Origin of the sequence: Polycladidibacter hongkongensis (assembly GCF_001561995.1) — a bacterium.
GTDB lineage: Bacteria > Pseudomonadota > Alphaproteobacteria > Rhizobiales > Stappiaceae > Pseudovibrio > Pseudovibrio hongkongensis.
This window is the reverse complement of the sequence record NZ_LLWC01000026.1, coordinates 171,684-195,819: the sequence shown is the minus strand read 5'-3', so window position 1 is coordinate 195,819 and position 24,136 is coordinate 171,684. Positions and strand designations below refer to the sequence as shown.

Genomic DNA, 24,136 nt, shown 5'->3' with positions numbered 1-24,136 from the left:
CATCCGGAGCTTTGCAGTTATGTGGCGCTACTTGGCACGGCGTAGTGCCATTATCCTGCCGACACTCTTGGTTATTTCTCTCCTGGTTTTTCTGATTATTGAGCTCCCGCAGGGCGACTATATCAGCAACCAAATCGCGCAATTGCGTGCCATAGGCGAAGAAGAGGCCATCGCCAAACTCGAGTTTTTGCGCAAAGAGTTCGCTCTCGATCAGCCATTTCTGCTGCGCTATCTCATCTGGCTGGGCGCGTGGCCCGGACCCAGCGGTTTTGATGGCCTGCTTCAGGGCAACTTTGGCTGGTCCTTCGAGTATCAGCAGCCCGTCTGGCATGTAGTTGCACCAACTTTGCCGCTTACAATGCTGTTGAACGGCGCCACCATCCTATTTGTCTATCTAATATCATTTCCCATTGGCGTTTTTGTTGCCACCCGCCAATACACGCTGGCAGATTACCTGTTTACATTACTTGGTTACCTCGGTCTTGCCACACCAAATTTTCTGCTGGCGCTTATTCTTATGTATCTGGGCAATGTCTGGTTTGATATTTCCGTGGGTGGGCTCATGGTACCGGAATACATCGGCGCGCCGCTATCAATTGAAAAGGCGATCAGCGTTGCCCTGCATCTGATTACGCCAATAATTGTTATTGGCACCGCCGGAACCGCCGCCATGATCCGCCGCCTGCGTGCCAATATGCTGGATGAGCTGGGGCAGCAATACGTCATTACCGCAAGAGCCAAGGGCTTGTCCGAACGACAGCTCATCTGGAAGTACCCGCTGCGTGTGGCCATCAACCCCTTTATTGCAGATATCGGCAACCTCATGCCTGCTTTAGTTTCTGGCTCGGTAATCGTCTCTGTGGTGCTCAATCTACCTACCGTCGGGCCCGTGTTATTGAGCGCCTTAGCGGCACAAGATCAGTTCCTAGCAGCATTCGTACTGATGTTTGTCTCTGCACTCACCTTGCTTGGGATGTTGCTCTCCGATGTTTTGCTGGCCTTTGTGGATCCACGTATTCGCTTGGGCGCGGAGGCGCGGCGATGACCCAAGCCCACTATGTGAACAAGGCCCCTTTCCCCCCGCCCAAAGACCCGCGCGAAGCGGAGCGCCTTGCAAAACTGGGGGAGCGATCTGCCACTGCCAATTTCTGGCGTCGCTTCTCCCGCCACCGCGTGGCTGTCATTTGTCTGTGGGTTCTGGCACTGTTTTACCTAAGCGTTCCCTTCGCCGAATTCTTAAGCCCTTACAATCCGCAGCTGCGCAACGCTGAGTATCTTTATGCACCGCCGCAGCCGCTGCATTTGTTTCACCAAGGCAAGCTAATCGGCCCTTTCGTCTATCCTCAATCGGCTAAGGTCAATTTGGAACGCCTTACTTGGGAATACACGCAGGATACTGACCGCCCGGTGCCGCTACGCTTTCTTTGCCGTGCTGGCGAGTATCAACTGTTTGGTTTCATTGACAGTGATCTCCACCTCTTTTGTGGGCAGGGCAATGCACCTGTGTTTCTGCTGGGGACAGATCGACTGGGCCGAGACCAGCTTTCCAGCCTCATCTATGGAGCGCGCCTCTCGCTTACCATCGGACTACTCGGGGTCAGTATCTCCATGCTATTGGGCATCATCCTTGGCGGTTTGGCGGGTTATCTGGGGGGATTGGTGGACAGCGCTGTGCAGCGGCTCATTGAAATTATCCGTTCCTTGCCTGAATTGCCCCTATGGATGGCACTTTCAGCCGCGCTGCCGGTAACATGGCCACCTTTGTGGATCTATTTTGGCTTGACAATTATTCTTGGCCTGCTGGATTGGCCCGGGCTTGCCCGTGCGGTGCGCTCCAAAATACTGTCACTACGCGAAGAGGACTATGCCCGTGCTGCCTTACTCATGGGCGCAAGTAGACAGCGCATCGTCTTTCGCCACTTGTTACCCGGCTTTTCCAGTCACCTTATCGCATCTGCTAGCTTGGCCATACCCGCAATGATCCTTGGAGAGACCGCGCTGTCCTTTTTGAACCTGGGGCTCCGCCGCCCTGCGGTGTCTTGGGGCGTGCTGCTAAATGAGGCCCAAAACATTTCTGTGGTAATAATATACCCTTGGCTGATGGCACCAATGGTACCTATTATTCTGGTGGTGCTGGCTTTTAACTTTGTTGGCGATGGCCTGCGCGATGCGGCAGACCCGAACCGAAATTAGCGGACCGCTTTGTGACACAATCTGAGGACATCTAGGCTAACAGGTTAATTGCGCGTCTTTAATCATGCTGTCAATTGGTGGCCAGCACGCGCCCTCATGCTTACGCGTAACCTCAAAAAACACCTGTAAAAATGCACCAAGCTCTTCATCATGCACTAAATGGTGCGTGAGCAGGCCAATCGGCTCCTGATGATTGCACCGCCGCCGTCGAAGCTCCAGACGTAAACGGTGCAGTGCTCGCCCATAGCCGATAAAACCGCGGTTGGCGCGCCAGTCAACTGGGTCAAGGTGGCATTGCACTTGCGCAAAGCGCAACCTGTTAATGAAACCGTAGGTGGACAGGGCTGAAAACCCCACGCCTGCCAAAGCGGGCAGAAAGCGCGGTGCAATCCGGTTCCATGGGGGAACGAACAACGGCACAACGCGCGTGCCAAACCCGGATTCAAGCCGCTTGAGCGCTGCTGCAAAGGCAGGATCTTTAGGTGCAACCTCGCTCTGCGCGCCCACCTCGTTTTTCTTGGGAGCGAGGCGCTTGGATCCCACCTGCCGCGCATCTTTGTGCATCAGCCCATGCATCGCTATACGCACTTCGGTTGCAGCATCATTTAGGGCGGCAATCAAGTCTCGACGGTACAACAGGGGAATAACTGCAAGTGTAAGCGGTAGGCTATGGTTTTTTGCTGTCATGACCAAGGTTTGCAGGGCAGGGGAGTTGGCAACCGCATCATCATCGCGCCACCAAAATTTAGCGCGCACGCCCCGTGCTGCAAACCAATCCAGCTCTTCAGTAAGTGCGCGCGCAAATGCTGCAGCTCCGATCTCTGGCCTTGCTTGGCTCACAATACCGCTCCGACACGCCGTTTGGTGGCCAACGCCGCTGCTATGCAAGCGGCACTGCGCTGCGCGCCGTCCATTGTCACGCGAAGCTTGGGGACTGGCCGGGAGAGTGCATTGACGCATGCTGATATGAGCGAGAGGCACGTTAAATCCGCAGAGGGCAGTAACTCGGCCCGTCCCCGCGCCGCGAGGGTGCTTGCCCGCTGCCGCTGTTCACTTTCACTTGCCGTTTCAAAAGGAACGAATACAGCTGGCACCTGAGCGCACAGCACATCCAAAACGCTGTTGTAACCTGCTTGCGAAATCGACAGTGAGGCGCGCCCAAGCATGCTGGAGAAATCTGCCCGCGCCGGCTCGGCAATCAGGCGGGCGTTCTGCTTTTTCGTTAGCTGAGCGACCGTCTCTTGGGGAAGACGCGCTCCCATGAGCAGCCTCCATGTCTTGTTGCGTAGTACTTCTGGCAATGTGCTTTGCGCCATTGTGGCAACATCTGCGGCCACCTGCAGCAATCTGGCGCCCACAGCGCCGCCGCCGCACGAGACAATAATTTCTCCCCTGCCATCATCCCCCTCCTTAAAATCGCTGGGCTTGCCCCCGATGTAACCGGTGTAGGCGAAAAGATCAGCAATTTCACGCGCATAGGGGAAGCTGTCTTCAAATTTAACAAAAGCAGGATCACTATGCACCAATACAAGATCGTAAAAATCTCTTGCGTGTGCCGCCATCCATTTCTCCTGCTGTAAAGTGGGTTTGCGCACCAGAATATCACGCACGGAAGAGACCAATAGCGCATTTGACGCCTTGCCTACGCGGCACAGATAGAGCAGCTCTCGCGCAAAAGCCCGCCGCCCGAAAGGAAAGGTCTCTGTGACAATGACATCAAAGGAACGCTGCAACAGCTCGTGGGTGGCTTGCATCCGTACGCGCCACCAGTCTTCATCAAGCGGCCGCTCCGCAGCATCAACCAGATGCTCAAAGCTGCTATCGGCTGCTCGGGCAAGTGGTAGATGCACCACCTCAATGCTTTCGCACGAAAGCACCTTTGCCAACCTGTTCCCCGTTGCCAGCACCACCGCATCCCCTTGCTGCTGTAGAGCCTGCGCCAACGCAACTGCACGCACGGCATGTCCACTGCCCAGCAAGTGTTGCAGATGAATAAGGACCTTCACGTGTGCCCCCCATGGTGTACGCTATGCGGCAGGTCATTTCGGTGCCCTTTGCGCGTATGGAAGAGCACTGCTTTTGACAACATCTCTTTAAGCTGCTGGCCGCCCGCTACCAGATTATGGTGTGCTAGCATCAGCTCCCTTGCTTTGTCGCCCATGCTCTGGCGCCTCTGCGGATCATTCAGCAGCTGCAAAAGCGCCTGCGCCAAAGCTGCCGCATCCTCTTGCGGGCACAACAGCCCGCTTTGCCCGTTGTAAACCACATCAGGCACTCCGAATGACGCGCCGCCAATCACCGCCAGGCCGCTGGCTTGAGCCTCCAAAAAACACAGCCCAAATGCCTCTTTCACCGCTGGCCAAACCAGTAAATCATGGGCAGCATAAATCGCTGGCATGTCCGCAGCCAACACCTCGCCAAAAAAACGGGTGTGTGCCGTCAAGCCCTCCGGGACCATCGCCTCAACGACAGCACGCGCCGGCCCATCGCCTACAATGCTTAGCGTAAAGCGCTCAGCGGCCTCTTCCGGTAACAAGGAAAGCGCTCGCATCAGCACGTTGTAGGAGGCCAGTTTTGCCCCCTCGCGCATCATCGCCACACAAAGTAAGCGGGTTGGAGCACCTCCGTCATGAGATCGTTGCCGCTTACAAGATAGGAACGAGGTCAAATCGGCGAACGGGCGCATCTGATAGAGCCGATCGGGCGCTATAACTGTTGCCAAGCACTGTTTGTCTGCGCGCGTGAGGGCCCCAATTTGATCAGCCCGGGCTAACATTCGCTCAGTCGCTTTATAGCCGGCAGCCCACTTGCCACCGGCCTGTTTTGGCGCGCGCGAGGCCTCCACCACCACATAGGGAATATCAAAATGCTGCGCGATTCCGTAACCAATGTAATCAGGCGCCTTGTGATAAAGGTGATAGCAAACCACGGCCTGCGGCGTACCATGGCGTTTTGGGTCCGCGATGATTTCTGAGAGTTCCACAACAGCTGCTTGGGTCAGAGTAGTGTCTGGTTCAGCCCGCCAACAGGTGAACCGGCTAGGTAAACGCACACGCGCCCCAGTTGCCTCCAACGCCGCCAGCACCGCGCGCGCCATTTGCCGGTCGCCCGAAGGAGTAGGGCTATCAGGTGGCTTCATTGGAGTTGTCAGGGCAATCCGCATAGCCCCTCCCGTAAAGAGCCCGCCACAGGTGCGTGGTTCTGATCGCCTCGTGCAGCCTGACCGCTAATTCGAAGCCGTTGTGCAAGCCAATCGAGCCCTTTCGCTGCATCAAATTCGTTTCGAACTCGTGCCCTGCCAGCTCTTGCCAAGGCCGCACGTTGGTCAGGGGCCGACGCAAGCCGCGCCAATGCTCTGCTCAATGCACCGCTGTCATCCGGCGGCACAAGAATGCCACTTTCGCCGTGCCGGATAAGCTCTGGAATTGCGCTCACGTGGCTTGCTACACAGCAAACCCCGGCTGCCTGAGCTTCCATAAGCACGTTCGGCAGGCCGTCCCTGTCTCCATTTGCCGCGATGCGGCTGGCCAACACAAATACATCCGCATGCGTGAGCAATTGCATAACTTCGTTGCGCGGTTGTGCCCCATGCCAAGTTATCCGCTTGCAAAGCCCAAGTGCCGCACTTCGCGCCACCAACTCTTCTTGAAGCTCGCCGCCGCCAATGTGCTCAAATCGCCAGTTCAGGCTCGCGGGCAACTGAGCTAACGCCTCCAGCAACACATCATAACCTTTCTTCGCCACCAACCGGCCAACAGAGACTATACGAAAGGTTGTAGTCGCCTGATCACGTTTCTCGCGCACGGGTGCTTCCAACAAGGAAAAGTTGAGCCCGTGATACAATAGTTGCAGCTTTGCCCGTGCAGCTGCATTGCATGCCACATGTTGCAAGTAGGCGAGGTTGGTGGCTGTGCAGGTCACCCCCCAAGCGGCATTTTCAATTTTTCCTGCAAGATCCTCCACATCAGAAATCCAGATATCCTTGGCATGCGCGGAGAATGACCATCCACACCCGCGTAAAGCAGCACCATAGCGCACCACGCTGGCCGGGGTATGCAGGTAATGGCAATGGATCCAACGCACGCTCTCTGGCAATTCATAGGCCAAGACACAGGCCTGCGCCCACCGCCGTTGCCGGTCTGTACTCGCTCTGCCGCCGTCAAGCCGCTGGGCGTCTTGCAAAAACAGCGCTTGTGCTGCCTTATAGCCTGGCTGATTGCGGGACCATCTTTGCGCACGCCGCACTCTGGCGCGATCATCGCTTACATACTCTGGCAAATACAAAACAGGAGAGGTAATCAGCTGATGTACCGGATGCCTCGCCGGATCATGGGGACGGCGCAGGGCGACGATTAGCTGCTTGAGCCCACGCTGCTGAAGCCCGTAAATCTCTTGGGCAATGAAAGTCTCAGAAAGCCTCGGGTAGCCTTTGACAAGTACGGCAAGCTCGCACTCTTCCGGGGATAGAAGGTCAGTTTGCATCGGCATCTTGCCCTCCTTTTTCAGGCTCGGTGGCGCGCCGCTTACCAGTAAAGGCAGCTGATCCTCTGGCCTCAATGGGGGGCAAAAGCGTTCGCGCCAACCGGCACACCTGCGTTAGTCCGCCAAGCATCTGCCCCGCACCAAATCGTGAAGGCGGCGGCAAAGAAGGCAAAGCTGCCAATGCATTTACCATAGGTTCAATTCGCGGATATTCATCAATAGCCAGCATCTGCACCAAGCCACGGGTGGCCGCCTTTTCTGCGCGGATTGCTTGCTCCCTGCGGGGCTGAACCCGTGGCACCAGCAAGGCAGGCTTGTCAAACGATAACAACTCGCAAAATGTGTTGTAGCCGCCCATAGCCACCACAGCGGTGGCCGCGCGCATATACTGTTCCATGTGTGATGTGAAACGCAGCAGTGCCACATCGCGCAAGCGATCTGCTCTTGCGCCAAACTCCTGCAAGGCGGCGCTCGGCATAAACGGGCCCGCGACAATCAAAGAGGGAAACAACGGCCGCGCTTGCGCTTCGTAGGCCCGCAAAATCCAGTCCACCAGCTCCACGCCGTCACCGCCCCCCCCCGGTGTCACCAGCAAAAACGGCGAGCCGCCAAACGGTACCTCGGCCAGCGGCTGCGCGTCGCTGTCCTCATCGCGTCGCAAATAGCCTGTAAAGCGCAGCTTATCATGAACCGCTCTTGGTAGCGTAATCCCGTCAAGCGGATTGTTGAGATAAGAGGGGCCATACACCCAAATCTGATCGTAGAGTTGCTCCAGTGCAGGGTAAACCCCTTTGCGTTGCCATTCGGCTGCTAACTGCTCTGGGCTATCCATCACATCACGCAGGCCGAGCACCACTTGCGTTGCCGTGTCTTCTAGCTGTTGCAACACTGGCAGAACCTCGCCGCGCAGGCCCAAGGGTTCCTTGTCGACGATAAACAAATCCGGCGCGAACACAGCGCAGGTATGCTCGATAATCGACGAGCGAATGGCTACCGTCTCCTCAATGGCAAGCGGCAGTGACAGCGAGACATAATCACCATCACGCAGTTTGATCACGCCGGGGATGCGCACGAAATCCACCCGATTGCGAAATTCGTAGCGTCCGATGATAGGTGAACCGGAAAGGATCATCACCGACATATCATCAAAACAATCAACCAGCGCGTGGGCGATGGCCCGGCAGCGGCGCAAGTGTCCCAGCCCAAACGTATCGTGGCTGTAGATCAGCACCCGTGCCGGGCGTGCCTTATTCTGTCTTGCGGCTATCGCCACCACACCTCCTAGCGGCTGCGGGCGAGCATGCATTTACCACTTGCCAACCATCACAGCTAAAGTTGTACCGCTTTGCGCGCGGCAACTTGTCCTACCGCCAACTTTTTAATACCTGACGCCTTACCGTGTCCCCACGCAATATTCGGAGGTTCCCCTTAGTTTCCATAAAGATAATTGCCTCTGGTAAATTGTCGGGAGTTGACATGCAGAAGTCGCTTTTCAAGTTTATTTGGCAGTATTCCTCACGCTATCAGTTTGTAATTCTGCTCGTCACCATTGCCTCCTATCCGGTGAGTTACATTCTGCTTGATCTACCAAAGCACATTACAAACGGTGCCATTCAAGGTTCCGGCTTTCCGGTGCAATTCTTGGGCTTTGAATTTAGCCAGCTACAGTACCTGCTGTTTCTATCCTTAAGTTTTTTGTTTCTGGTCGTTGTGTCCAACGGCTTCAAACTTTTCTTGAATGTCTACAAGGGGCGCTTGGGCGAGCGCATGTTACGCCGTCTGCGCTTTGAGCTTTATCAGCGTATCTTGCGCTTTAAGCTGCCACATTTTCGCAAAGTCTCTTCCGCCCAGCTTATTCCCATGATCACCGCAGAAGTGGAGGACGTGGGCGGCTACATCGGTGAAAGCATTGCCCTGCCTGCCTATCAGGGCGGTATGTTGCTGGTGCAAATCGGCTTTATTTTTATGCAAAACGTTTATCTCGGCCTCGCAGCCATCAGCCTTTATCCGGTGCAGGGCTACATCATTCCCAAACTGCAAAAAAAGGTGATCCGCCTTTCCCGCGAGCGGGTGAAAAACGTGCGTGTTATCGCAGAGAAGCTGGGTGAAACGGTCGCGGGTATCAACGAGATTCACGCCAATGACACCAGCGCCTATCACAGCGCCGACCTGTCCGAGCGCCTCTATCGAAACTTCAAAATTCGCTTTGATATCTACAATCGCAAGTTTCTCATCAAGTTTCTAAACAACTTCATGAACCAGCTTACGCCGTTTTTCTTTTATCTGATCGGCGGATATCTGGTGATCGAGGGAGATCTTTCCATCGGCGCGCTGCTGGCTGTGATCGCCGCCTATAAAGATCTGGCAGGCCCGTGGAAAGAGTTGCTCGCCTTCTATCAGCGCACCGCAGATGTCACCGTTAAATACCAAACTGTGATCGAAAACTTCGATCATAAAGAGATCTACCCCACCACCCATCTGGTGAGCGACGAGGTCACCAAGCTGCATGGCCCCCTGAAGCTGGAGGGGGTAACTGCGCAGAACTACTCCAGCAATCGCAGCAGCCCCGCGCTAACACTCACGCAGCAAACCGGTAGTTCACTTGCAATCAACGGGTCAGATGGCAACGGCCGCGGCGAACTCATGCAAACCATAGCGGGCCTGCTGCCCCCGGTCTCTGGCCATGTAGCGCTGGGAGACAATGACCTTGGCATGCAAAATGAAGCCACATTGGGTAGGCAAATCGCTTATGTGGGCCGCTCCCCGCACATCTGGACGGGCACCATGCGCGACAATATCTATTATTCCTTGCGCCACCGCCCGCAAACCGACCCCAAAGAAGGGATGGAGACAGACAATGGCGAGCGCATCACCCCCGATCACCTGCGCCGCCGCACCCACGAAGCGGCCATGACGGCCAATCCAAATTACTCTATCTATGCAGGGTGGGACGAGTTGCAGGCAGCCGGGGTCAACACGGCGCAGCAATTGGAAGACAAAGCGGTTGATCTGTGCCACCTGACCGGCCTTGGCAACGATCTTTACCGCATGGGCTTGCGCTCCACACTCAGTGCAGGCGAGCATCACCACGTTCGGGAGAAAGTCTTGGAGGCCCGCCGTATTTTCGCGCAGCGTGTGCGCGAGGATCCAAAGCTCTCCAACCGCTTGGAACTGTGGCAAATGGATAGCTACAACTCCTCCGCCACCGTGATCGAAAACTTGTTCTTCGCCAACCCGAGGCGCGGCGAGCTCAACCTATCCCAATTGGTGCGCTCCCGCCGTGTCGCAGCTTTTCTGAAGGCCTACGATTTTTATGACCAGCTGATTTCGATGGGTTACCAGACCGTCGAAATGATGCTCGATTTGTTTGGCGATGTTTCCACCGGCAGCCCCCTGTTTGCCACCTATTCTTTCATTTCGCAGGAGGATTTGCCCTATTTCCAACGCTTGGTGCGCCTGTGTGGCAGCAATATGAAAAACCGCAGCCCCAATGATGAGGAAAAAGCCCGCCTGATGGAAATCGCTCTGCGCATCATCCCCACCAAGCATCGCCTTGGCATTGTTACCCCGCAGATCAAGGAGAAACTGCTGGAAATGCGCGTCGCGTTTTTAGAGCGTGAAGGCGTGGGTTCCGAGCGTTTCGAATTTTTCGATCAAACGCGCTACATGGACAATATGAGCGTGCAGGATAACATCGTTTTCGGCAAGGCTCGGCTGGATAGGAAGGATGCAGAGGAACGCATAGAAACCCGCCTGCGCGATATCATCATGGAGCTGGATATGACCCGCGCTTTGGAAACCGCCGGTCTTGATTTCCATGTGGGCAGCTCCGGCGCGCAATTGAACTTACGACAAAAACAATTGGTGGCCTTGGTCACAGCATTGCTGCGCCAAAACACTATGATTGTCATTGATGATATCTTGAGCGGAACAGACACAGCCGCCAAAGAACGCCGCCAGCAACTGCGCGCGTATGTCAAGCAGAGCATCTTGGTGGTTGGCACCACCAACCCGGAAATCGCCGCCGAGTTTGATGAGAGCTGGCAACTGGAGGCTAACACCATTCACCAGCTGGCCACCGGCAGTGGCAACAGCCAAGAGGAGGCCCCCACATGAGCATAGATGCTGAACTGGAAGCACTACGCCAAGTGCCGTTGTTCTCGGTGCTGGATGATCGCAAGCTCCGCTTACTGGCGTTTATCTCCGAGCGCTCGCTTTATCTCGCCGGTGAGCCCCTGTGCGAACAGGGCGAAGATGGCAGTGAAGCATACATTGTCCTGTCCGGCGAAATTGCTGTGGAGGTAAACCACGTTACCGTTGCGCATATGGGGCCCGGTTCGGTACTGGGGGAAATTGCGGTTTTATGCGATGTTCCCCGCACGGCCACTCTGCTGGCCAGTGACGATGCCGAGGTGCTGCGCATTAGCAAAGACAACCTGCTTGAGCTGCTTGAGGAATTCCCGCAGATCGCTGTGGCCATGACAAAAGAACTCGCCGCACGGCTGGAGGCCACATCACGAGAGTTGGCACAAGCGCGCAAATCCCTTCAAAACGAAGGGCAACCGGAATGACAGGCCGCTGGTATCGGGAACCAAAGCCCAAGCTGAAGCTAAAGCAAAGGACAAAGAGGCAGTGCCAGAATTGGGCGTGAAAATCTGGGGGTCTCGCGGCTCCACCCCGGTAAGTGGGCCCCAAGCCCTGCACTTTGGCGGCGAAACCACGTGCCTGCAAATTTGCGCGGGCACCCATTCGCTCATCGTTGATTGCGGCTCAGGCGCGCGCCCGCTTGGCAAGCTGCTGCTTGCCGGAGAGCAGCGTAAATTCGATATTCTCTTCACACACGTTCATCTGGATCATATCAACGGGCTGCCGTTCTTCGCCCCTGCTTATCGGAGTGATTTTCACCTCACGCTGACCGCCTGTCATCTCAAAAGCGAGGTTAAACTGCGAGAGGCGATTTGCCGTATCATGTCTCCTCCTGTCTTTCCGGTGAATATCAATTCCCTGCACACGTCCAGCTTTGTTGTGCGGCCCATGGATCTTGCATGGCAGGTGGGGGAGGGGTTGAAAGTTACCCCCATTGCGCTAAACCACCCCGGCGGCGCTTGTGGCTATCGCTTCGATGTTGGCGGCAAGTCTATCGCCATCATCACAGATCATGAAAGCGGCAATGCCAGCATTGATGCGCAGATCGAAAAAACCATAAACGGCTGCGATATTCTCATCCATGATGCGATGTACACCGATGCTGAGTACACGCATTTTCGCGGCTATGGCCACTCCACATGGCAATATGTTATCGCCCTCGCCAAGCGTGCCAACGTAAAAACCCCTGTGATTTTTCACCATGAGCCAGATCGCACCGACGCTGAGCTCCGTCAGATCGAGGTCGAGGCCCAGCAGCAACTAAAAACGGCGTTGGTTGCACGGGATGGTATGTACCTTTCTGCCTGAAGCCCGGTGCAAAGCACCCAGAGCTGGACACAGCTCGTCACTCAAAAGTGAAGCGATTGCATCACACGTTCTGCCTTGTTCCAACCAGCTGTTAAGCCTGTCTGGTTACACTTGCCCTAGCTGCGACATGCAGCCGCCCGCAAACAATAAAAACAACCGGGGCAACACGTGGCAAAATCAGATATCCCCCATGCTCGCAGTGCATCCACCTCGTTGTTGGCAGCTACCGCGCCTGATAAGGACGGCGAATCTGCCAAACAAGCCCGCTGGCAGCTATGGCTTGAAAAGGCATTTAAGAGAACACCTCTGCCTGCACGCCTCGCCGCGCAGCTACGTAAAGAAGAGGAAACTGCCGAGCGACTGATTTCGCTGGTGCAGCTGGCGGTGATCAGTTTTTTTGCAGCGCTTTACATAATCGCGCCGCGCGCTGAAGGCTCAGGCGGCTTTAACTATGTTCCCTATGCCCTTGCCGCCTATGCGGGTTTTACCGTGTTTCGCCTTGCAGTCTGCCTGCGTGGCAAGCCGCCATTGTGGTTGGTGGTGCTTTCCATTTTTGTCGACGTGGCGCTGGTGATGGGGCTGCTGTTTTCTTTTCACCTGCAATACGATCAACACGCAACTTTCTATCTGAAATCCCCAACGCTTGCCTATGTGTTTGTGTTTATCGCGTTGCGTGCCTTGCGTTTTGATCCCCGCTTGGTGCTGCTCACCGGCGCCGTTGCTGCCAGCGGCTGGTTGCTGCTGGTGTTCTATGCCCTGTTGCAGGATGACGGCATGGCCCGCATTACTCGCAATTATGTGGAGTACCTCACCGCCAACACCATGTTGGTCGGCGCGGAGATGGACAAGTTCATCATTATCACGGCCGTGACGCTTATTCTCGCCCTAGCCCTACAGCGCTCCCGCCGTGTGTTACTCAGCGCCATAAAGGAGCAGGTGGCGGTGGAAGATCTCTCCCGCTATTTCCCGCAGGGCGTTGCCAGCTCTATTGTAGAGGCAGGCGATGAGTTGAAGACATTTGACGCCACCTGCCGGCAAGCCACCATCATGTTTATAGATATTCGCGGCTTCACCAAGGCCTCGGAACGCATCGGCGCCGCCAAGACCATGCGCGTGCTCTCCTGCTATCAACAGCTGGCCATCCGCGCAATAAAGCAGCACAATGGCGAGATCGACAAGTTCCTTGGTGACGGCATCATGGTCACCTTCGGCGCACTCACCCACAGCTCTACAGACAGCGCCGACGCCATCCGCGCCGCCCAAGCGCTGCTGAGCAAGATCGGCGATATGCAACCGCACTTCACCTGCATTGGCTGGGAGGGGGCGTTCCAGATCGGCATTGGTGTCGCCTGCGGGCGCGTGAACCTTGGCGTGATAGGCGTTGACACCCGCCGCGAATTCACCGTTATCGGCGATGCCGTGAACCGCGCCGCAAAACTGGAGGCCGCCACCAAGCAGGCAAACACCCACGCGCTCACCGACAAGGCCACATACGCGCGCGCCTGCTCCCAAGGGCTAGGGGCAAAACTGCAAAACTCAAACCTTCGTCATATTGCAGGAATCGAAGGCAATGTAGACCCTGTGGCAATTCCAATGCCGCCGGGGCCCTCGCGTTCCTAGCGGCTGATTAATTTACCGTCCGATCGGCTGGTTCGGGCGGCAGCCAGATAGGAATGTAAATATGCAATTGAATTCGCAAGTGGCGGCCATCGTCACCGGCGGGGCTTCCGGCCTTGGGGCCGCCACCGCTCGCCACCTTGTCGCCAAGGGCGTAAAAACCACATTGCTTGATCAAAATGCCGAGGCAGGCGAAGCGCTCGCCGCCGAACTGGGCGCAACTTTCGCCAAGGTCGATGTCACGGATGAAAACTCCATAAAACGCAGCATAGAGACCGCAACAGCGGCTAATGGGCCCGCCCGCATTCTTGTCAATTGTGCAGGCATTGCGCCCGCTGCCAAAACCACCAGCCGCGGCGAGCCTCATCCTCTTGGGCAATTTGCCAAGGTTATTGATGTCAATCTCATCGGCACATTTCGCAGCATCGCCCTACTCGCCACGCAAATGAGCGCGCTAGAGCCCATCACCGCAGAAGGGGAGCGCGGTGTGATCATCAACACCGCCTCGGTGGCAGCATTCGAGGGGCAGGTGGGGCAGGCGGCCTACGCTGCCTCCAAAGGGGGCATTGTTGGGATGACACTGCCCATCGCGCGCGATCTCGCCCGCAGCGGCATTCGCGTTATGACCATCGCTCCGGGCATTTTTGAAACTCCCATGCTTGGCGGCATGCCGCAGGAGGTGCAAGACAGCCTTGCCGCGCAAGTGCCGTTCCCCTCTCGCCTTGGTCGCGGCAGCGATTACGCCCAGCTGGTCGCCGCAATATGCGAAAACGAAATGCTCAACGGCGATGTTATCCGGTTGGATGGCGCTATTCGCATGTCCCCGCGTTAAAACAGGAGGCAAGGGTCTCTGGGCGACGAAAAAGCAGTGGCGGCGCTTGCGCGCGCCGCGACTTGCCTTGGCAATCCAATTAGCTTGGGGATCTACCGAGTTTGCCTGATGGTCTTTACCCGCAATAGCCGCTGGCCACGCCATAACCTAACTATAGTTCATAAGCCTCATTTGCTAATAGTTGTAATTGTTCGTAATACGGAGTTCGCTTGTGACAGTCTCTAGGTCCTTTCCCAAATCCCTTATTGTGATTACCGGTGCCAGTTCCGGCATTGGTGCAGCTCTTGCGCGAAAGTTCAGTGCGGAAGGGCATGCGCTGCTCCTGTTGGCAAGACGTGTTGAAAAACTGCAAGCGCTTGGCTTGCCAAATTGCCTTTGCAAAAAACTGGATGTGAACGACACCAAGGCGTTTATCGCAGCGCTCGGTGAAGCTGAGGCTGCGTATGGTCCTGTTCAATGCTTGATAAACAACGCGGGGCTGATGTTGCTCGGTTCCATCCAGACACAAGACCCACAAGAATGGCAGCAAATGTTCAATACCAACGTGCTCGCCCTGCTTGGCTGCACACAAGCCGTGGTTGGCGGTATGAAACAGCACCGCAGCGGCACCATTATCAACATCAGCTCGGTAGCAGGTCGCAAGGCCTTGCCAAATCACGGCGCATACTGCGGCACCAAATTCGCTGTATCCGCCATGAGCGAGAATTTGCGTGAGGAAATGGCCCCGCATAATGTGCGCGTGATTAGTATTTGCCCCGGAGCAACAGAAAGTGAACTCATTTCACACACCACCTCGCGTGAAATTATAGAGGGGTACGAGAGCTGGAAGGACGAGATCGGCGGCGCTATTCGGGCCGAGGACATAGCGAACACAGCACATTTTGTGTTCGCCCAGCCGGAAAATGTCTGCATCCGTGAAGTTGTTATCGCACCGACAATGCAGCAGCCGTAAAGTCTGTAACTCCCATAGGATAAGCTGTGTAGGATCACGCCATCCTATGGGAGTTGCTTGCAAACCGGGAGCAGCCAACGCGTTCGTTCGCAAAAGTGTTCTGATAGCAGTAAAGAACGGTCCAATAGGATTGCGCGCATGGCAAACGGTGAATTGCCATGCGTATTTCGTTGCGTAGGAAGCCGCGATCGGGTAATAATCTTGCAAATGCCTTTTTGCACTGTTTTGCCGTACCCGTCGGTACGCTTTTAGTGACAGGAAGGCAAACAAATCGAATATCGCCAAGATTTAGAGGACGACAATGCCTAATTACCGTTCGCGTACTTCCACCCATGGCCGCAATATGGCCGGTGCACGCGGCCTCTGGCGCGCTACTGGTGTGAAAGATGATGACTTTGGCAAGCCGATTATTGCGGTTGTAAACTCGTTTACCCAATTTGTGCCGGGGCACGTTCACCTCAAGGATCTTGGCCAGTTGGTTGCTCGCGAGATTGAGAAAGCGGGCGGCATCGCGAAGGAATTCAATACCATAGCCGTGGATGATGGCATCGCGATGGGGCATGATGGCATGCTGTACTCGCTGCCCTCCCGCGAGCTGATTGCCGATAGCGTCGAGTATATGGCAAACGCGCATTGTGCCGATGCCTTGGTTTGCATATCTAACTGCGATAAGATCACGCCGGGCATGTTAATGGCGGCATTGCGGCTTAATATTCCTGCTGTTTTTGTCTCCGGCGGACCAATGGAAGCGGGCAAGGCAGTGCTCGCAAACGGTCAGGCGCGTAAGCTCGACCTTGTCGATGCCATGGTCGCGGCGGCAGACGATAGCGTCTCTGATGAAGATGTGCAGACCATCGAGCGCAGCGCCTGTCCTACATGTGGCTCTTGTTCAGGCATGTTCACCGCCAATTCAATGAACTGCTTGACCGAAGCACTCGGCCTGTCTCTGCCGGGCAACGGTTCAACGCTCGCCACGCATTCCGACCGCGAAAAGCTGTTCCTTGAAGCGGGGCGCCGCGTTGTCGATCTGTGCCGCCGCTACTATGAGCAAGAAGACACAAGCGTTCTGCCACGCTCCATCGCCAATCGGGATGCTTTCTGCAACGCGATGACAATGGACATCGCAATGGGTGGATCAACAAACACAGTCCTCCATCTTTTGGCGGCCGCACAGGAAGGCCATATCGACTTCACCATTGCCGATATTGACCGCCTTTCGCGTAATGTACCTGTGCTTTGTAAAGTCGCACCGAGCCTTTCCACCGTTCATATGGAAGATGTGCACCGGGCCGGGGGCATCATGGGAATTCTTGGTGAACTTGATCGCGCTGGTCTTGTCAACACGTCCACTTGCACCGTTCATGCCCCAACAATGGCTGAAGCGCTTGAGCAGTGGGATGTTGTCCGCACGCAAGATGAAGCGGTACATACCTTCTTTTCTGCTGCCCCCGGAGGGGTTCCAACCCAGACAGCGTTCTCACAATCCTCCCGCTATGCGGAGGGAGTGGACACCGATCGCGAAGGCGGCGTAATCCGAAGCAAGGAGCACGCTTTCTCACAGGACGGTGGCCTTGCGGTACTGTTCGGTAATCTGGCGCAAGACGGCTGTATTGTAAAAACTGCTGGTGTTGACGACAGCATTCTCAAGTTCTCAGGCCCTGCGCGTATCTTTGAATCTCAAGATAGCGCCGTGAATGGCATTCTAACAGGCAAGATCAAAGAGGGTGACATCGTCCTTATCCGCTACGAAGGTCCTCGTGGCGGACCTGGTATGCAGGAAATGCTCTATCCAACCAGTTACTTAAAATCCAAAGGCCTCGGCAAGGCCTGCGCTTTGATTACTGATGGCCGTTTCTCGGGAGGCTCCTCCGGTCTCTCGATTGGGCACGTTTCACCCGAGGCAGCCGAAGGAGGGAACATCGGCCTCGTCGAGGAAGGTGACATCATCAACATCGATATTCCCAACCGCAAAATTGACATTGCGGTTAGTGATGAAGAGTTAGCACAGCGGCGCAAAGCAATGGACGCCAAAGGCGCAGAGGCTTGGCAGCCGCAGGAAATTAGAAAACGCAAAGTCTCCACCGCGCTCAAGGCCTATGCAAAGCTTACAACCAGTGCCTCAATGGGTGCGGTAAGAAAGCTAGACTAACCAGATAAGATTGAAAATCCTCGGGTTTTTCTGGTTGGGTTTTCAAGATACTAATTTTCCTAGGAAAAACGCGGGGTGACTTCACTCCGCGTTTTTATTATGTTCTCTATTGTAGAGTTCAAAAACAAGTCAGCCTGACTAATCCAGTCAGACTTGTAATAGCGGTTTTGATAAACTACCTTATATTACGTAGCGTCTGGCATGAAACCGGCGATGAAAACCTGAAAGGCGAAACAGCATGCGTGCATTGAGATCAAACACCGCAGAGCGTGTCTTGAACGACCCGTTTGGTCGTAAGCAGTTGCGCAAGTTTATGGTGAGCAATAGTGATAGCGCGGTGATAACTTTGTCAGATGGCCAAAGGTTACAAGTGGCGCCCAGCAGGGCAATCGCAGTGGGCGAGGATGGAATTGCGCAAAAGCTTGGTGCCGATAAATAGCTTGAAGAGTATTAATTGAGCTGTACAAGGAAGTTGAATGAATATTGCTCTTCCTGCATTCCTTTTGATTATTCTCATAGCGCCCGGTTACCTGTTTCTTTCTGCATTTGAACGTAAAGAACAAACTAATCTTTCTAGTAAGCCATTTGATGTATTCTCGGCGCAGGCGCTTATTATCGCCGCATTACTGCACTTAACCGCGATGTCTTTGCTAAGTATTGTTGGTGAACTACCGGATTTTGATGGTTTTTTAAAAGTGCTAACCGGAAACAAGCTGGACTCTACTGATCTGCAGGTGCTTTCTGTAAATATTAAAGGTCAGGCTACATACCACGCTTCCATAGCTGGACTTGGCTTTGTCCTTGGTAAAGCTGCCCAAGCCATTCGCTTTAAAACCAACCCCTATAAAGAAAGCCGGTTTGCCTATTCCCTGCCATGGTATTATGAATTGCGTGGCCAGCTCTCCAACCTTCAAAATGCTGATATTATTAAGGTATCTTGCACAGTTCAATCTGCCGGCGAAACTTATATCTACTCCGGTTTTTTAGGAGACTTCTATCTCTGCCCCAAGGGAGATCTTGATCGAATTGTACTCTTGCAAGCAGTGCGCAGGCTGCTTTCAGCAGATCCAGCCGAAAGGGCTGATGCGGGTGTGGGCAGCAACTCTGCACGGTTCTATGAAATCAAAGGTGATCGCCTCATAATAAAATACAGCGACATAACAACCATTAATATGCAGTACTTAACCTTCCAAATCGCGGAGGACGCCTAACCACTGTGTTTTTTGGGAGAAACCAAGTCACCGAGCAGAGCCATAGCTGCGCAGCAAAACAAAGTTGTTGCAGGATCTAGGGCAAAGACAATATTGCCTGTCAAAAACCCAACAGATGCCCCCACAAGCAGACCGGTCATTCCATTTACCTTTTAGATTTGCGCCACACTATTGATGAAGAAAAATTACCCATTTCAGAGTCAACTTTGGCGATTTGCGTATTTTATCAGCGCTCTGCACTTCGCTATAGACAAACTAAGCCTAGCAAATAGTAAGGAAAGCTCAATAAAATTTTATTGATCCTGTCATATGTAAGCGCTTGCGATCCCCAAAAAGAAACGGGCGCCTAAGCGCCCGTTCTATTAAACCGCTACATTGGGTTAAGTTTTACCGCTCAAAGCAGTCGTGTCATCACGTTAAGGATCATTTTGTGGCCAGCATCCTGATCAAGTGACATAATTGATTCTGGGTGGAACTGCACCGCCGCGATCGGCTCGCTCTTATGCTCAATGCCCATCACGATGCCATCCTCGGTCCGGGCGGTGACGCGAAACTCGGCCGGTAAGCTGCTCGCGGCAATGTGCAAGGAGTGATAGCGCCCCACCGTGACTGGCGAGGAAAGCTCGGCAAAAACGAGCGACCCTTCTTCGCAATCAATTGCCGAGGGCTTGCCGTGCACGGGTACATCCAGCTGATTCAGTTTGCCACCAAAACTTTCGCCAATTGCTTGCAAACCAAGGCAAACACCAAACAGCGGTAGACCGCGCGCCCGCGCCCGCCCAATCGTCGCCGCGCAGTCAAAATCCTGCGGAGAGCCCGGGCCGGGTGATAACACCACCAGATCCGGTTTGACTTCATCAAACACCGCATCCAGCACCGGCGTCCGGTAGGTGACCACTTTGGCCCCTGTCTGGCGGAAATAGTTTGCCAAAGTGTGCACAAAACTGTCTTCATGATCCACCAGCAGCACTGTTTTGCCAGCAGCCGGCCGCTCCTTCGCTGCCTGGGAATTATCTTCAAGCGCCCGGCCCGCATCGCGCACCGCAGCAATCATCGCTGAGGCTTTCAGCTCGGTCTCGGCTTCTTCTGCATCCGGATCACTATCATAAAGCAGCGTCGCCCCAGCGCGAATTTGCGCCACCCCATCCTTGATCCGCACTGTACGCAAGGTAAGGCCGGTGTTCATATCGCCGTTAAACAGCACAGCGCCAATCGCACCACCATACCAGGCCCTCGGGCTCTTCTCGTTTTCCTCGATAAACTCCATGGCCCAACGCTTTGGCGCACCGGTTACAGTCACCGCCCATGTGTGGGAGAGGAAAGCATCAAGCGCATCCTTGCCGTCCAGCAGCGTTCCTTCGATATGGTCAACGGTGTGGATCAAGCGGGAATACATCTCCACTTGCCGCCTGCCAATGACCCGCACAGAGCCCGGCTCGCACACACGGCTTTTATCGTTGCGGTCCACATCGGAGCACATGGTCAGTTCGGATTCGTCCTTGGCAGAGTTAAGCAATTTGCGGATCTGTGCCTCATCCTCGATCGCATTGCGTCCGCGCTGAATGGTACCGGAAATAGGGCAAGTCTCTACACGCTTGCCGCCCGTCACCCGCACATACATTTCAGGGGAGGCCCCAACCAGATACTCCTGATTACCCAGATTGATAAAGAAGGAGTAAGGTGAGGGGTTGATCTGCTGCAAGCGGCGCGAAACCGCTGAAGGTGGATTGGCACATGGCTCATGGAAGACCTGACCAGGCACCACCTCGAAAAGATCGCCGCGCTTGAAGTAATCGCTGGCTTTACGTACCAGCTGTGCATATTCCCCCTTGTCATGATCTCCGCGGCTGTTGGGCGCCTCACCCGCCACATATCCCGCTCGCGCACCACTGCGCGCCAGTCCTTGTGTGCTCACACCCTCAACAATGAACTCGTAACGCAGAAAATGCGCCTTGCGCCCGTAGTGATCGACAATCAGAATTTCGTCAGGCAGATACAACACCAAATCGCGTTGATCATCCGGCCGCTGCATCTTTTGCTCGATTGGTTCAAACTGGAACGCAAGATCATAACCAAACGCACCGTAAAGCCCCAGCTGGTCATCCTCACAGGCAAACAGCGCCACCAAAGCCCGCACCACAGAGAAGGAGGATGGCTGGCGCGAGCGCTCTTCCTCGCTAAACGGGCGGGAGGGTTTGGCAATGGTAATCGCCAGTTTCCGGCCGCTGCGCTGCATATCCGCAATATCGCTATGGCCCTTAAGCGCAGCCTCAACAGCAGGTAACAGGATATCGCCGCGTTCGTTCAGCGCTTCAATGGTTAGCGCGCGGTCATTTGCCTCCAGCATCAACGGCGGATTGGCCAGCGCCATATCCCAGCGGGTGTAACGCCCGGGGTACTCATAGGAGGAGGAAAGCACGGCACCGCGCTCATAATCCAGCCGCGCCATATAATCGCTGGTGCCGGTCTCATAGTCTGTTTCCACCGCTTGGCGGGTTATGGTCAGGCCACCTTTGGTCTGATAGGTGCGATCAGCCGTAATCGGCATATGTGTTCCTCCAGTTCATTTGCGCCGCAGCAGCCCAACAAAACACAGCTGGCTTTCAAGGCTTTAGGCTGCCCCACCACAAACGCACATACAACAAAGCCGCCTGCGGTGATCGCGGCGGCTCGTTTCAACCCGTGTCCTCATGCAAAAAAGACATGCGTAGTCGCGCCGCCGTTAGGCTGGCCACCACCAGAGCATGTTGTTTGTACCAAGGATCTTCATGGCTCTATCGATAGCGCAAGCCTGCGCCGCTGGCAACGCCCTTTTTGTCCCTTAGATTGAGCAAATCGCAATTTATGCGTTTCCAACGCCCAAACACATACTAAACTGGCTGACACGCCTGCGAGATCAATCGGTCTAAAAAGCTAAGGCACTTGTCCAGCTCTGCGCGCTCGATGAATTCATCGGGCTTATGCGCTTGCTCAATGGAGCCGGGGCCAACCACAACCGTTGGTACTGCCAGAACATTCTGGAAGAGCCCGGCTTCTGTCCCATACGCCACCTTGGCGTGGTCATTCCGCCCCGCCAAGCGCTTGGCCAGTGCGCTAACTGGCGCCTCCGCGCTGGTATTCAGCCCATCAATTTCCGAGTAGGTTTCAAAGGTGATGTCCGCTTGCGGGTACACCGATTGCATTTGCGGTAAGAGGTCCTGAAAGGCGAAGTCTTTCACCTCGGCAATACAAGCCTCCAGATCTTCAGTTGGCAGCACCCGGAACTCAAAGATAACCTCGGCAGAATCCGGGACAATGTTAAGCGCAGTGCCCCCTTGAAATACACCCACATGCGCGGTGGAATAGGGCAGATCAAACAGAGCATCGCTTGGGCCATTGGCCAAGGCGGCCGCCATTTCATCCAGTTTTGCCACCAGTTTTGCAGCATAACTCACCGCATTTACCCCTTGCGGGGCAAGGGAGGAGTGACAGGAAAATCCGGTGAAATGCACCCGGTAAGATGCCTTGGATTTATGCGCCAACACCACTTGCATATTGGTGGGTTCCCCGACGAAGCAAGCCTCCGCAGCGAAATTCTTCGCCGCCAAATCATCCAGCAGGCCGCGCACGCCGACACAGCCGATCTCTTCATCATAGGAAAACGCCAGATAGAGCGGGCGGATCAGCGGCGCTTGCGCCATAGCACCGGCCTTGGCAAGGCAGCAGGCTAAAAACCCCTTCATGTCGCAGGAACCACGGCCATAAAGCTTGCCGTCTTCTTCGCAAAGTTGAAACGGATCTCGGCTCCACTCTTGCCCCTCAACCGGTACAACATCCGTATGACCGGATAAGATGAAGCCATTTGGCCCCTCCGGCCCGATCCGCGCGAGCATATTGGCTTTTTCGCCCGTGGCGTCATATACGCGCTCACAAGTGAAACCATGATCCAGCAGAAATTCCTCAACATAATCGAGTAGTGGCAGGTTGGAGCGGTGCGAGACCGTGTTAAAGCTCACCAGATTTTCAAGGATTTCGGTTACATCGCCCTGCATCAAATCGCTCCATTACTCATAAAAAGCGCACCAGCTGCACGGGGTTGGCCGCTGGCGCGCCTATGTCTTTAGCACAGAGCTCTCATTTGCATAACTGATCAAATATCAATCATTCCAAAGCCAAGCCGCCCCGCGCACGCCAGAGCTGTCGCCGTGTTTGGCCTTCACAAGCGGCACATCATAGCCATCGGAGAAGATGTAGGGGCGCATCGCCTCTGGCAAATCGGTGTAAAGCTCGTCCAGATTGGACATGCCGCCGCCCAGCACAAAGCAATCCGGGTCCAGCAGATTGGCAGACATGGCCAAGGCCCGCGCCACGCGCGACACATATCGTGTGTAGGTCGCGTTTGCTGCCACTTCGCCTGCGCGCTTGCGCTCAACAATTTCCTTGCCACTCAGCTTCTGGCCCGTCGTATGCTCATAATCCCATTGAAAACCGGTGCCGGAGCATAAAAGATCAATGGTGCCGCGGTGGCCTGTCCAGTTTAATGGCCCGGGAAACTCATCATCACTCATCCATGGCAGTGTCGTGCTGCCCCATTCGCCGCCAATGCCATTGCGGCCCCGCAGCGGCTTGCCATGGATCGCAATGCCCGAGCCGCAGCCGGTGCCAAGAATAATGGCATGTACAAAGTCATAGCCTGCCCCGGCGCCGTCTGTTGCCTCGGAAACCGCAAGACAGTTGGCGTCGTTCTGAATGCGCACCGCGCGCCCAAGCGCTGCCTCGATGTCCTTGTCCAGCGGCATGCCGTTCATCCATGTGGAATTAGCATTCTTTACAAGCCCGGAAGAGGGGGAGATCGAGCCGGGAATACCAATGCCTAGGGTGCCGGTTTTTCCGGTTGCCGCCTCGGCTGCGTTTACCAGATCAACCACCGCCTGAATACAACCCGCATAATCATCACGCGGGGTCGGGACCCGGTGGCGGAAAAGTTCGCTGCCCTCATCGCTCAGCGCGATGATTTCCATTTTGGTTCCGCCCCAGTCAATGCCAAGCCGCATTGTCTTCCTCCATTAAGCCACTTGGAACATAGTAAAAATCCAAGCTGCAAAAAACACCTATACTGCTGTCTTCTTTGATTTCAGCGCGCCCATCCTAGCCATTCTTAGGGGTAGGGCAACCGCTTTGTCATGTATCTGCGGCAAATTGGTATACACATTTCGCAAAAATGCACATTTTGGATTTCAAAAAGTGGGTTTTGGTTTGCATAAACG

At 55.0% G+C, this 24,136-nt stretch carries 19 protein-coding genes; 11 read left to right on the top strand and 8 right to left on the bottom strand.

All coding sequences use genetic code 11. The features are described from left to right. Positions 1 to 19 precede the first annotated feature (19 nt). Entirely contained in the window at positions 20 to 1,045 is a 1,026-nt protein-coding gene (locus AYK82_RS13815) for an ABC transporter permease (protein ID WP_068317074.1), read from the top strand. Then, positions 1,042 to 2,193 carry an ABC transporter permease gene (locus AYK82_RS13810; protein WP_068317072.1) on the top strand — a complete coding sequence of 384 codons (1,152 nt, stop codon included), beginning with the start codon at positions 1,042 to 1,044 and terminating at the stop codon, positions 2,191 to 2,193. The genes AYK82_RS13815 and AYK82_RS13810 overlap by 4 nt, the downstream gene beginning before the upstream one ends. A gap of 36 nt (positions 2,194 to 2,229) precedes the next feature. On the opposite strand, the gene AYK82_RS13805 is transcribed toward AYK82_RS13810, so the two are convergent. The 5 genes from AYK82_RS13805 to AYK82_RS13785 are packed head-to-tail and all read right to left on the bottom strand — an operon-like array spanning position 2,230 to position 7,948. Next, on the bottom strand, positions 2,230 to 3,033 hold the full coding sequence (locus tag AYK82_RS13805; protein ID WP_068317069.1) for a polysaccharide deacetylase family protein: 804 nt from the start codon (positions 3,031 to 3,033) through the stop codon (positions 2,230 to 2,232). Then, positions 3,030 to 4,199, bottom strand: coding sequence for a glycosyltransferase family protein (locus AYK82_RS13800; RefSeq protein WP_068317065.1), 1,170 nt, complete (start codon positions 4,197 to 4,199; stop codon positions 3,030 to 3,032). The genes AYK82_RS13805 and AYK82_RS13800 overlap by 4 nt, the downstream gene beginning before the upstream one ends. Then, on the bottom strand, positions 4,196 to 5,356 hold the full coding sequence (locus AYK82_RS13795) for a glycosyltransferase family 4 protein (protein ID WP_068317062.1): 1,161 nt from the start codon (positions 5,354 to 5,356) through the stop codon (positions 4,196 to 4,198). Before AYK82_RS13795 ends, AYK82_RS13800 begins: the two co-directional genes overlap by 4 nt. Then, on the bottom strand, positions 5,341 to 6,681 hold the full coding sequence (locus tag AYK82_RS13790) for a glycosyltransferase family 4 protein (protein WP_244265768.1): 1,341 nt from the start codon (positions 6,679 to 6,681) through the stop codon (positions 5,341 to 5,343). The genes AYK82_RS13795 and AYK82_RS13790 overlap by 16 nt, the downstream gene beginning before the upstream one ends. After that, a complete protein-coding gene (locus AYK82_RS13785) occupies positions 6,665 to 7,948 on the bottom strand; it encodes a glycosyltransferase family protein (RefSeq protein ID WP_244265767.1) in 1,284 nt (427 codons plus the stop codon). Before AYK82_RS13785 ends, AYK82_RS13790 begins: the two co-directional genes overlap by 17 nt. 203 nt (positions 7,949 to 8,151) lie before the next feature. On the opposite strand from AYK82_RS13785, the gene AYK82_RS13780 reads away from it, so the two are divergent. The 9 genes from AYK82_RS13780 (at position 8,152) to AYK82_RS13740 (ending at position 18,890) form a co-directional block, all read left to right on the top strand. Then, positions 8,152 to 10,791, top strand: coding sequence for an ABC transporter ATP-binding protein/permease (locus tag AYK82_RS13780; RefSeq protein ID WP_068317056.1), 2,640 nt, complete (start codon positions 8,152 to 8,154; stop codon positions 10,789 to 10,791). Beyond that, positions 10,788 to 11,246 (top strand): cyclic nucleotide-binding domain-containing protein, encoded by a 459-nt coding sequence (locus tag AYK82_RS13775; protein ID WP_068317053.1) that lies wholly within the window; start codon positions 10,788 to 10,790, stop codon positions 11,244 to 11,246. Before AYK82_RS13780 ends, AYK82_RS13775 begins: the two co-directional genes overlap by 4 nt. Positions 11,247 to 11,307: 61 nt before the next feature. Further along, a complete protein-coding gene (locus tag AYK82_RS13770; protein ID WP_068317052.1) occupies positions 11,308 to 12,129 on the top strand; it encodes an MBL fold metallo-hydrolase in 822 nt (273 codons plus the stop codon). Between the two features lie 168 nt (positions 12,130 to 12,297). Beyond that, positions 12,298 to 13,749 carry an adenylate/guanylate cyclase domain-containing protein gene (locus AYK82_RS13765; RefSeq protein WP_156453373.1) on the top strand — a complete coding sequence of 484 codons (1,452 nt, stop codon included), beginning with the start codon at positions 12,298 to 12,300 and terminating at the stop codon, positions 13,747 to 13,749. A 61-nt stretch (positions 13,750 to 13,810) separates the two neighbouring features. After that, positions 13,811 to 14,578 carry an SDR family NAD(P)-dependent oxidoreductase gene (locus tag AYK82_RS13760; protein ID WP_068317049.1) on the top strand — a complete coding sequence of 256 codons (768 nt, stop codon included), beginning with the start codon at positions 13,811 to 13,813 and terminating at the stop codon, positions 14,576 to 14,578. Between the two features lie 211 nt (positions 14,579 to 14,789). Beyond that, complete coding sequence (locus AYK82_RS13755; RefSeq protein WP_068317046.1) at positions 14,790 to 15,530, top strand: SDR family oxidoreductase; 741 nt, start codon at positions 14,790 to 14,792, stop codon at positions 15,528 to 15,530. A gap of 301 nt (positions 15,531 to 15,831) precedes the next feature. Then, a complete protein-coding gene (gene ilvD, locus AYK82_RS13750) occupies positions 15,832 to 17,679 on the top strand; it encodes a dihydroxy-acid dehydratase (RefSeq protein ID WP_068317044.1) in 1,848 nt (615 codons plus the stop codon). Positions 17,680 to 17,917: 238 nt separating this feature from the next. Further along, positions 17,918 to 18,118 (top strand): hypothetical protein, encoded by a 201-nt coding sequence (locus AYK82_RS13745; RefSeq protein ID WP_068317041.1) that lies wholly within the window; start codon positions 17,918 to 17,920, stop codon positions 18,116 to 18,118. 37 nt (positions 18,119 to 18,155) lie between these two features. After that, complete coding sequence (locus AYK82_RS13740; RefSeq protein ID WP_068317039.1) at positions 18,156 to 18,890, top strand: hypothetical protein; 735 nt, start codon at positions 18,156 to 18,158, stop codon at positions 18,888 to 18,890. 394 nt (positions 18,891 to 19,284) lie between these two features. Here AYK82_RS13740 and AYK82_RS13735 read toward each other — a convergent pair whose 3' ends face one another. From AYK82_RS13735 to AYK82_RS13720, 3 genes are all read right to left on the bottom strand, one after another. Continuing rightward, positions 19,285 to 21,438, bottom strand: coding sequence for an anthranilate synthase (locus AYK82_RS13735; protein WP_068317037.1), 2,154 nt, complete (start codon positions 21,436 to 21,438; stop codon positions 19,285 to 19,287). 322 nt (positions 21,439 to 21,760) lie between these two features. After that, on the bottom strand, positions 21,761 to 22,921 hold the full coding sequence (gene argE / locus AYK82_RS13725) for an acetylornithine deacetylase (protein WP_068317032.1): 1,161 nt from the start codon (positions 22,919 to 22,921) through the stop codon (positions 21,761 to 21,763). A gap of 105 nt (positions 22,922 to 23,026) precedes the next feature. Further along, positions 23,027 to 23,923 (bottom strand): ROK family protein, encoded by an 897-nt coding sequence (locus AYK82_RS13720; protein WP_068317029.1) that lies wholly within the window; start codon positions 23,921 to 23,923, stop codon positions 23,027 to 23,029. Positions 23,924 to 24,136: the final 213 nt, after the last annotated feature.

Excerpts from the sequence above, each read along its gene's own strand:
- AYK82_RS13815 (WP_068317074.1), top strand. The coding sequence starts at position 20 with ATGTGGCGCTACTTGGCACGGCGTAGTGCCATTATCCTGCCGACACTC.
- AYK82_RS13810 (WP_068317072.1), top strand. The coding sequence starts at position 1,042 with ATGACCCAAGCCCACTATGTGAACAAGGCCCCTTTCCCCCCGCCCAAA.
- AYK82_RS13795 (WP_068317062.1), bottom strand. The coding sequence starts at position 5,356 with ATGCGGATTGCCCTGACAACTCCAATGAAGCCACCTGATAGCCCTACT.
- AYK82_RS13790 (WP_244265768.1), bottom strand. The coding sequence starts at position 6,681 with ATGCCGATGCAAACTGACCTTCTATCCCCGGAAGAGTGCGAGCTTGCC.
- AYK82_RS13780 (WP_068317056.1), top strand. The coding sequence starts at position 8,152 with ATGCAGAAGTCGCTTTTCAAGTTTATTTGGCAGTATTCCTCACGCTAT.
- AYK82_RS13775 (WP_068317053.1), top strand. The coding sequence starts at position 10,788 with ATGAGCATAGATGCTGAACTGGAAGCACTACGCCAAGTGCCGTTGTTC.
- AYK82_RS13760 (WP_068317049.1), top strand. The coding sequence starts at position 13,811 with ATGCAATTGAATTCGCAAGTGGCGGCCATCGTCACCGGCGGGGCTTCC.
- ilvD (WP_068317044.1), top strand. The coding sequence starts at position 15,832 with ATGCCTAATTACCGTTCGCGTACTTCCACCCATGGCCGCAATATGGCC.
- AYK82_RS13745 (WP_068317041.1), top strand. The coding sequence starts at position 17,918 with ATGCGTGCATTGAGATCAAACACCGCAGAGCGTGTCTTGAACGACCCG.
- AYK82_RS13740 (WP_068317039.1), top strand. The coding sequence starts at position 18,156 with ATGAATATTGCTCTTCCTGCATTCCTTTTGATTATTCTCATAGCGCCC.
- AYK82_RS13735 (WP_068317037.1), bottom strand. The coding sequence starts at position 21,438 with ATGCCGATTACGGCTGATCGCACCTATCAGACCAAAGGTGGCCTGACC.
- argE (WP_068317032.1), bottom strand. The coding sequence starts at position 22,921 with ATGCAGGGCGATGTAACCGAAATCCTTGAAAATCTGGTGAGCTTTAAC.
- AYK82_RS13720 (WP_068317029.1), bottom strand. The coding sequence starts at position 23,923 with ATGCGGCTTGGCATTGACTGGGGCGGAACCAAAATGGAAATCATCGCG.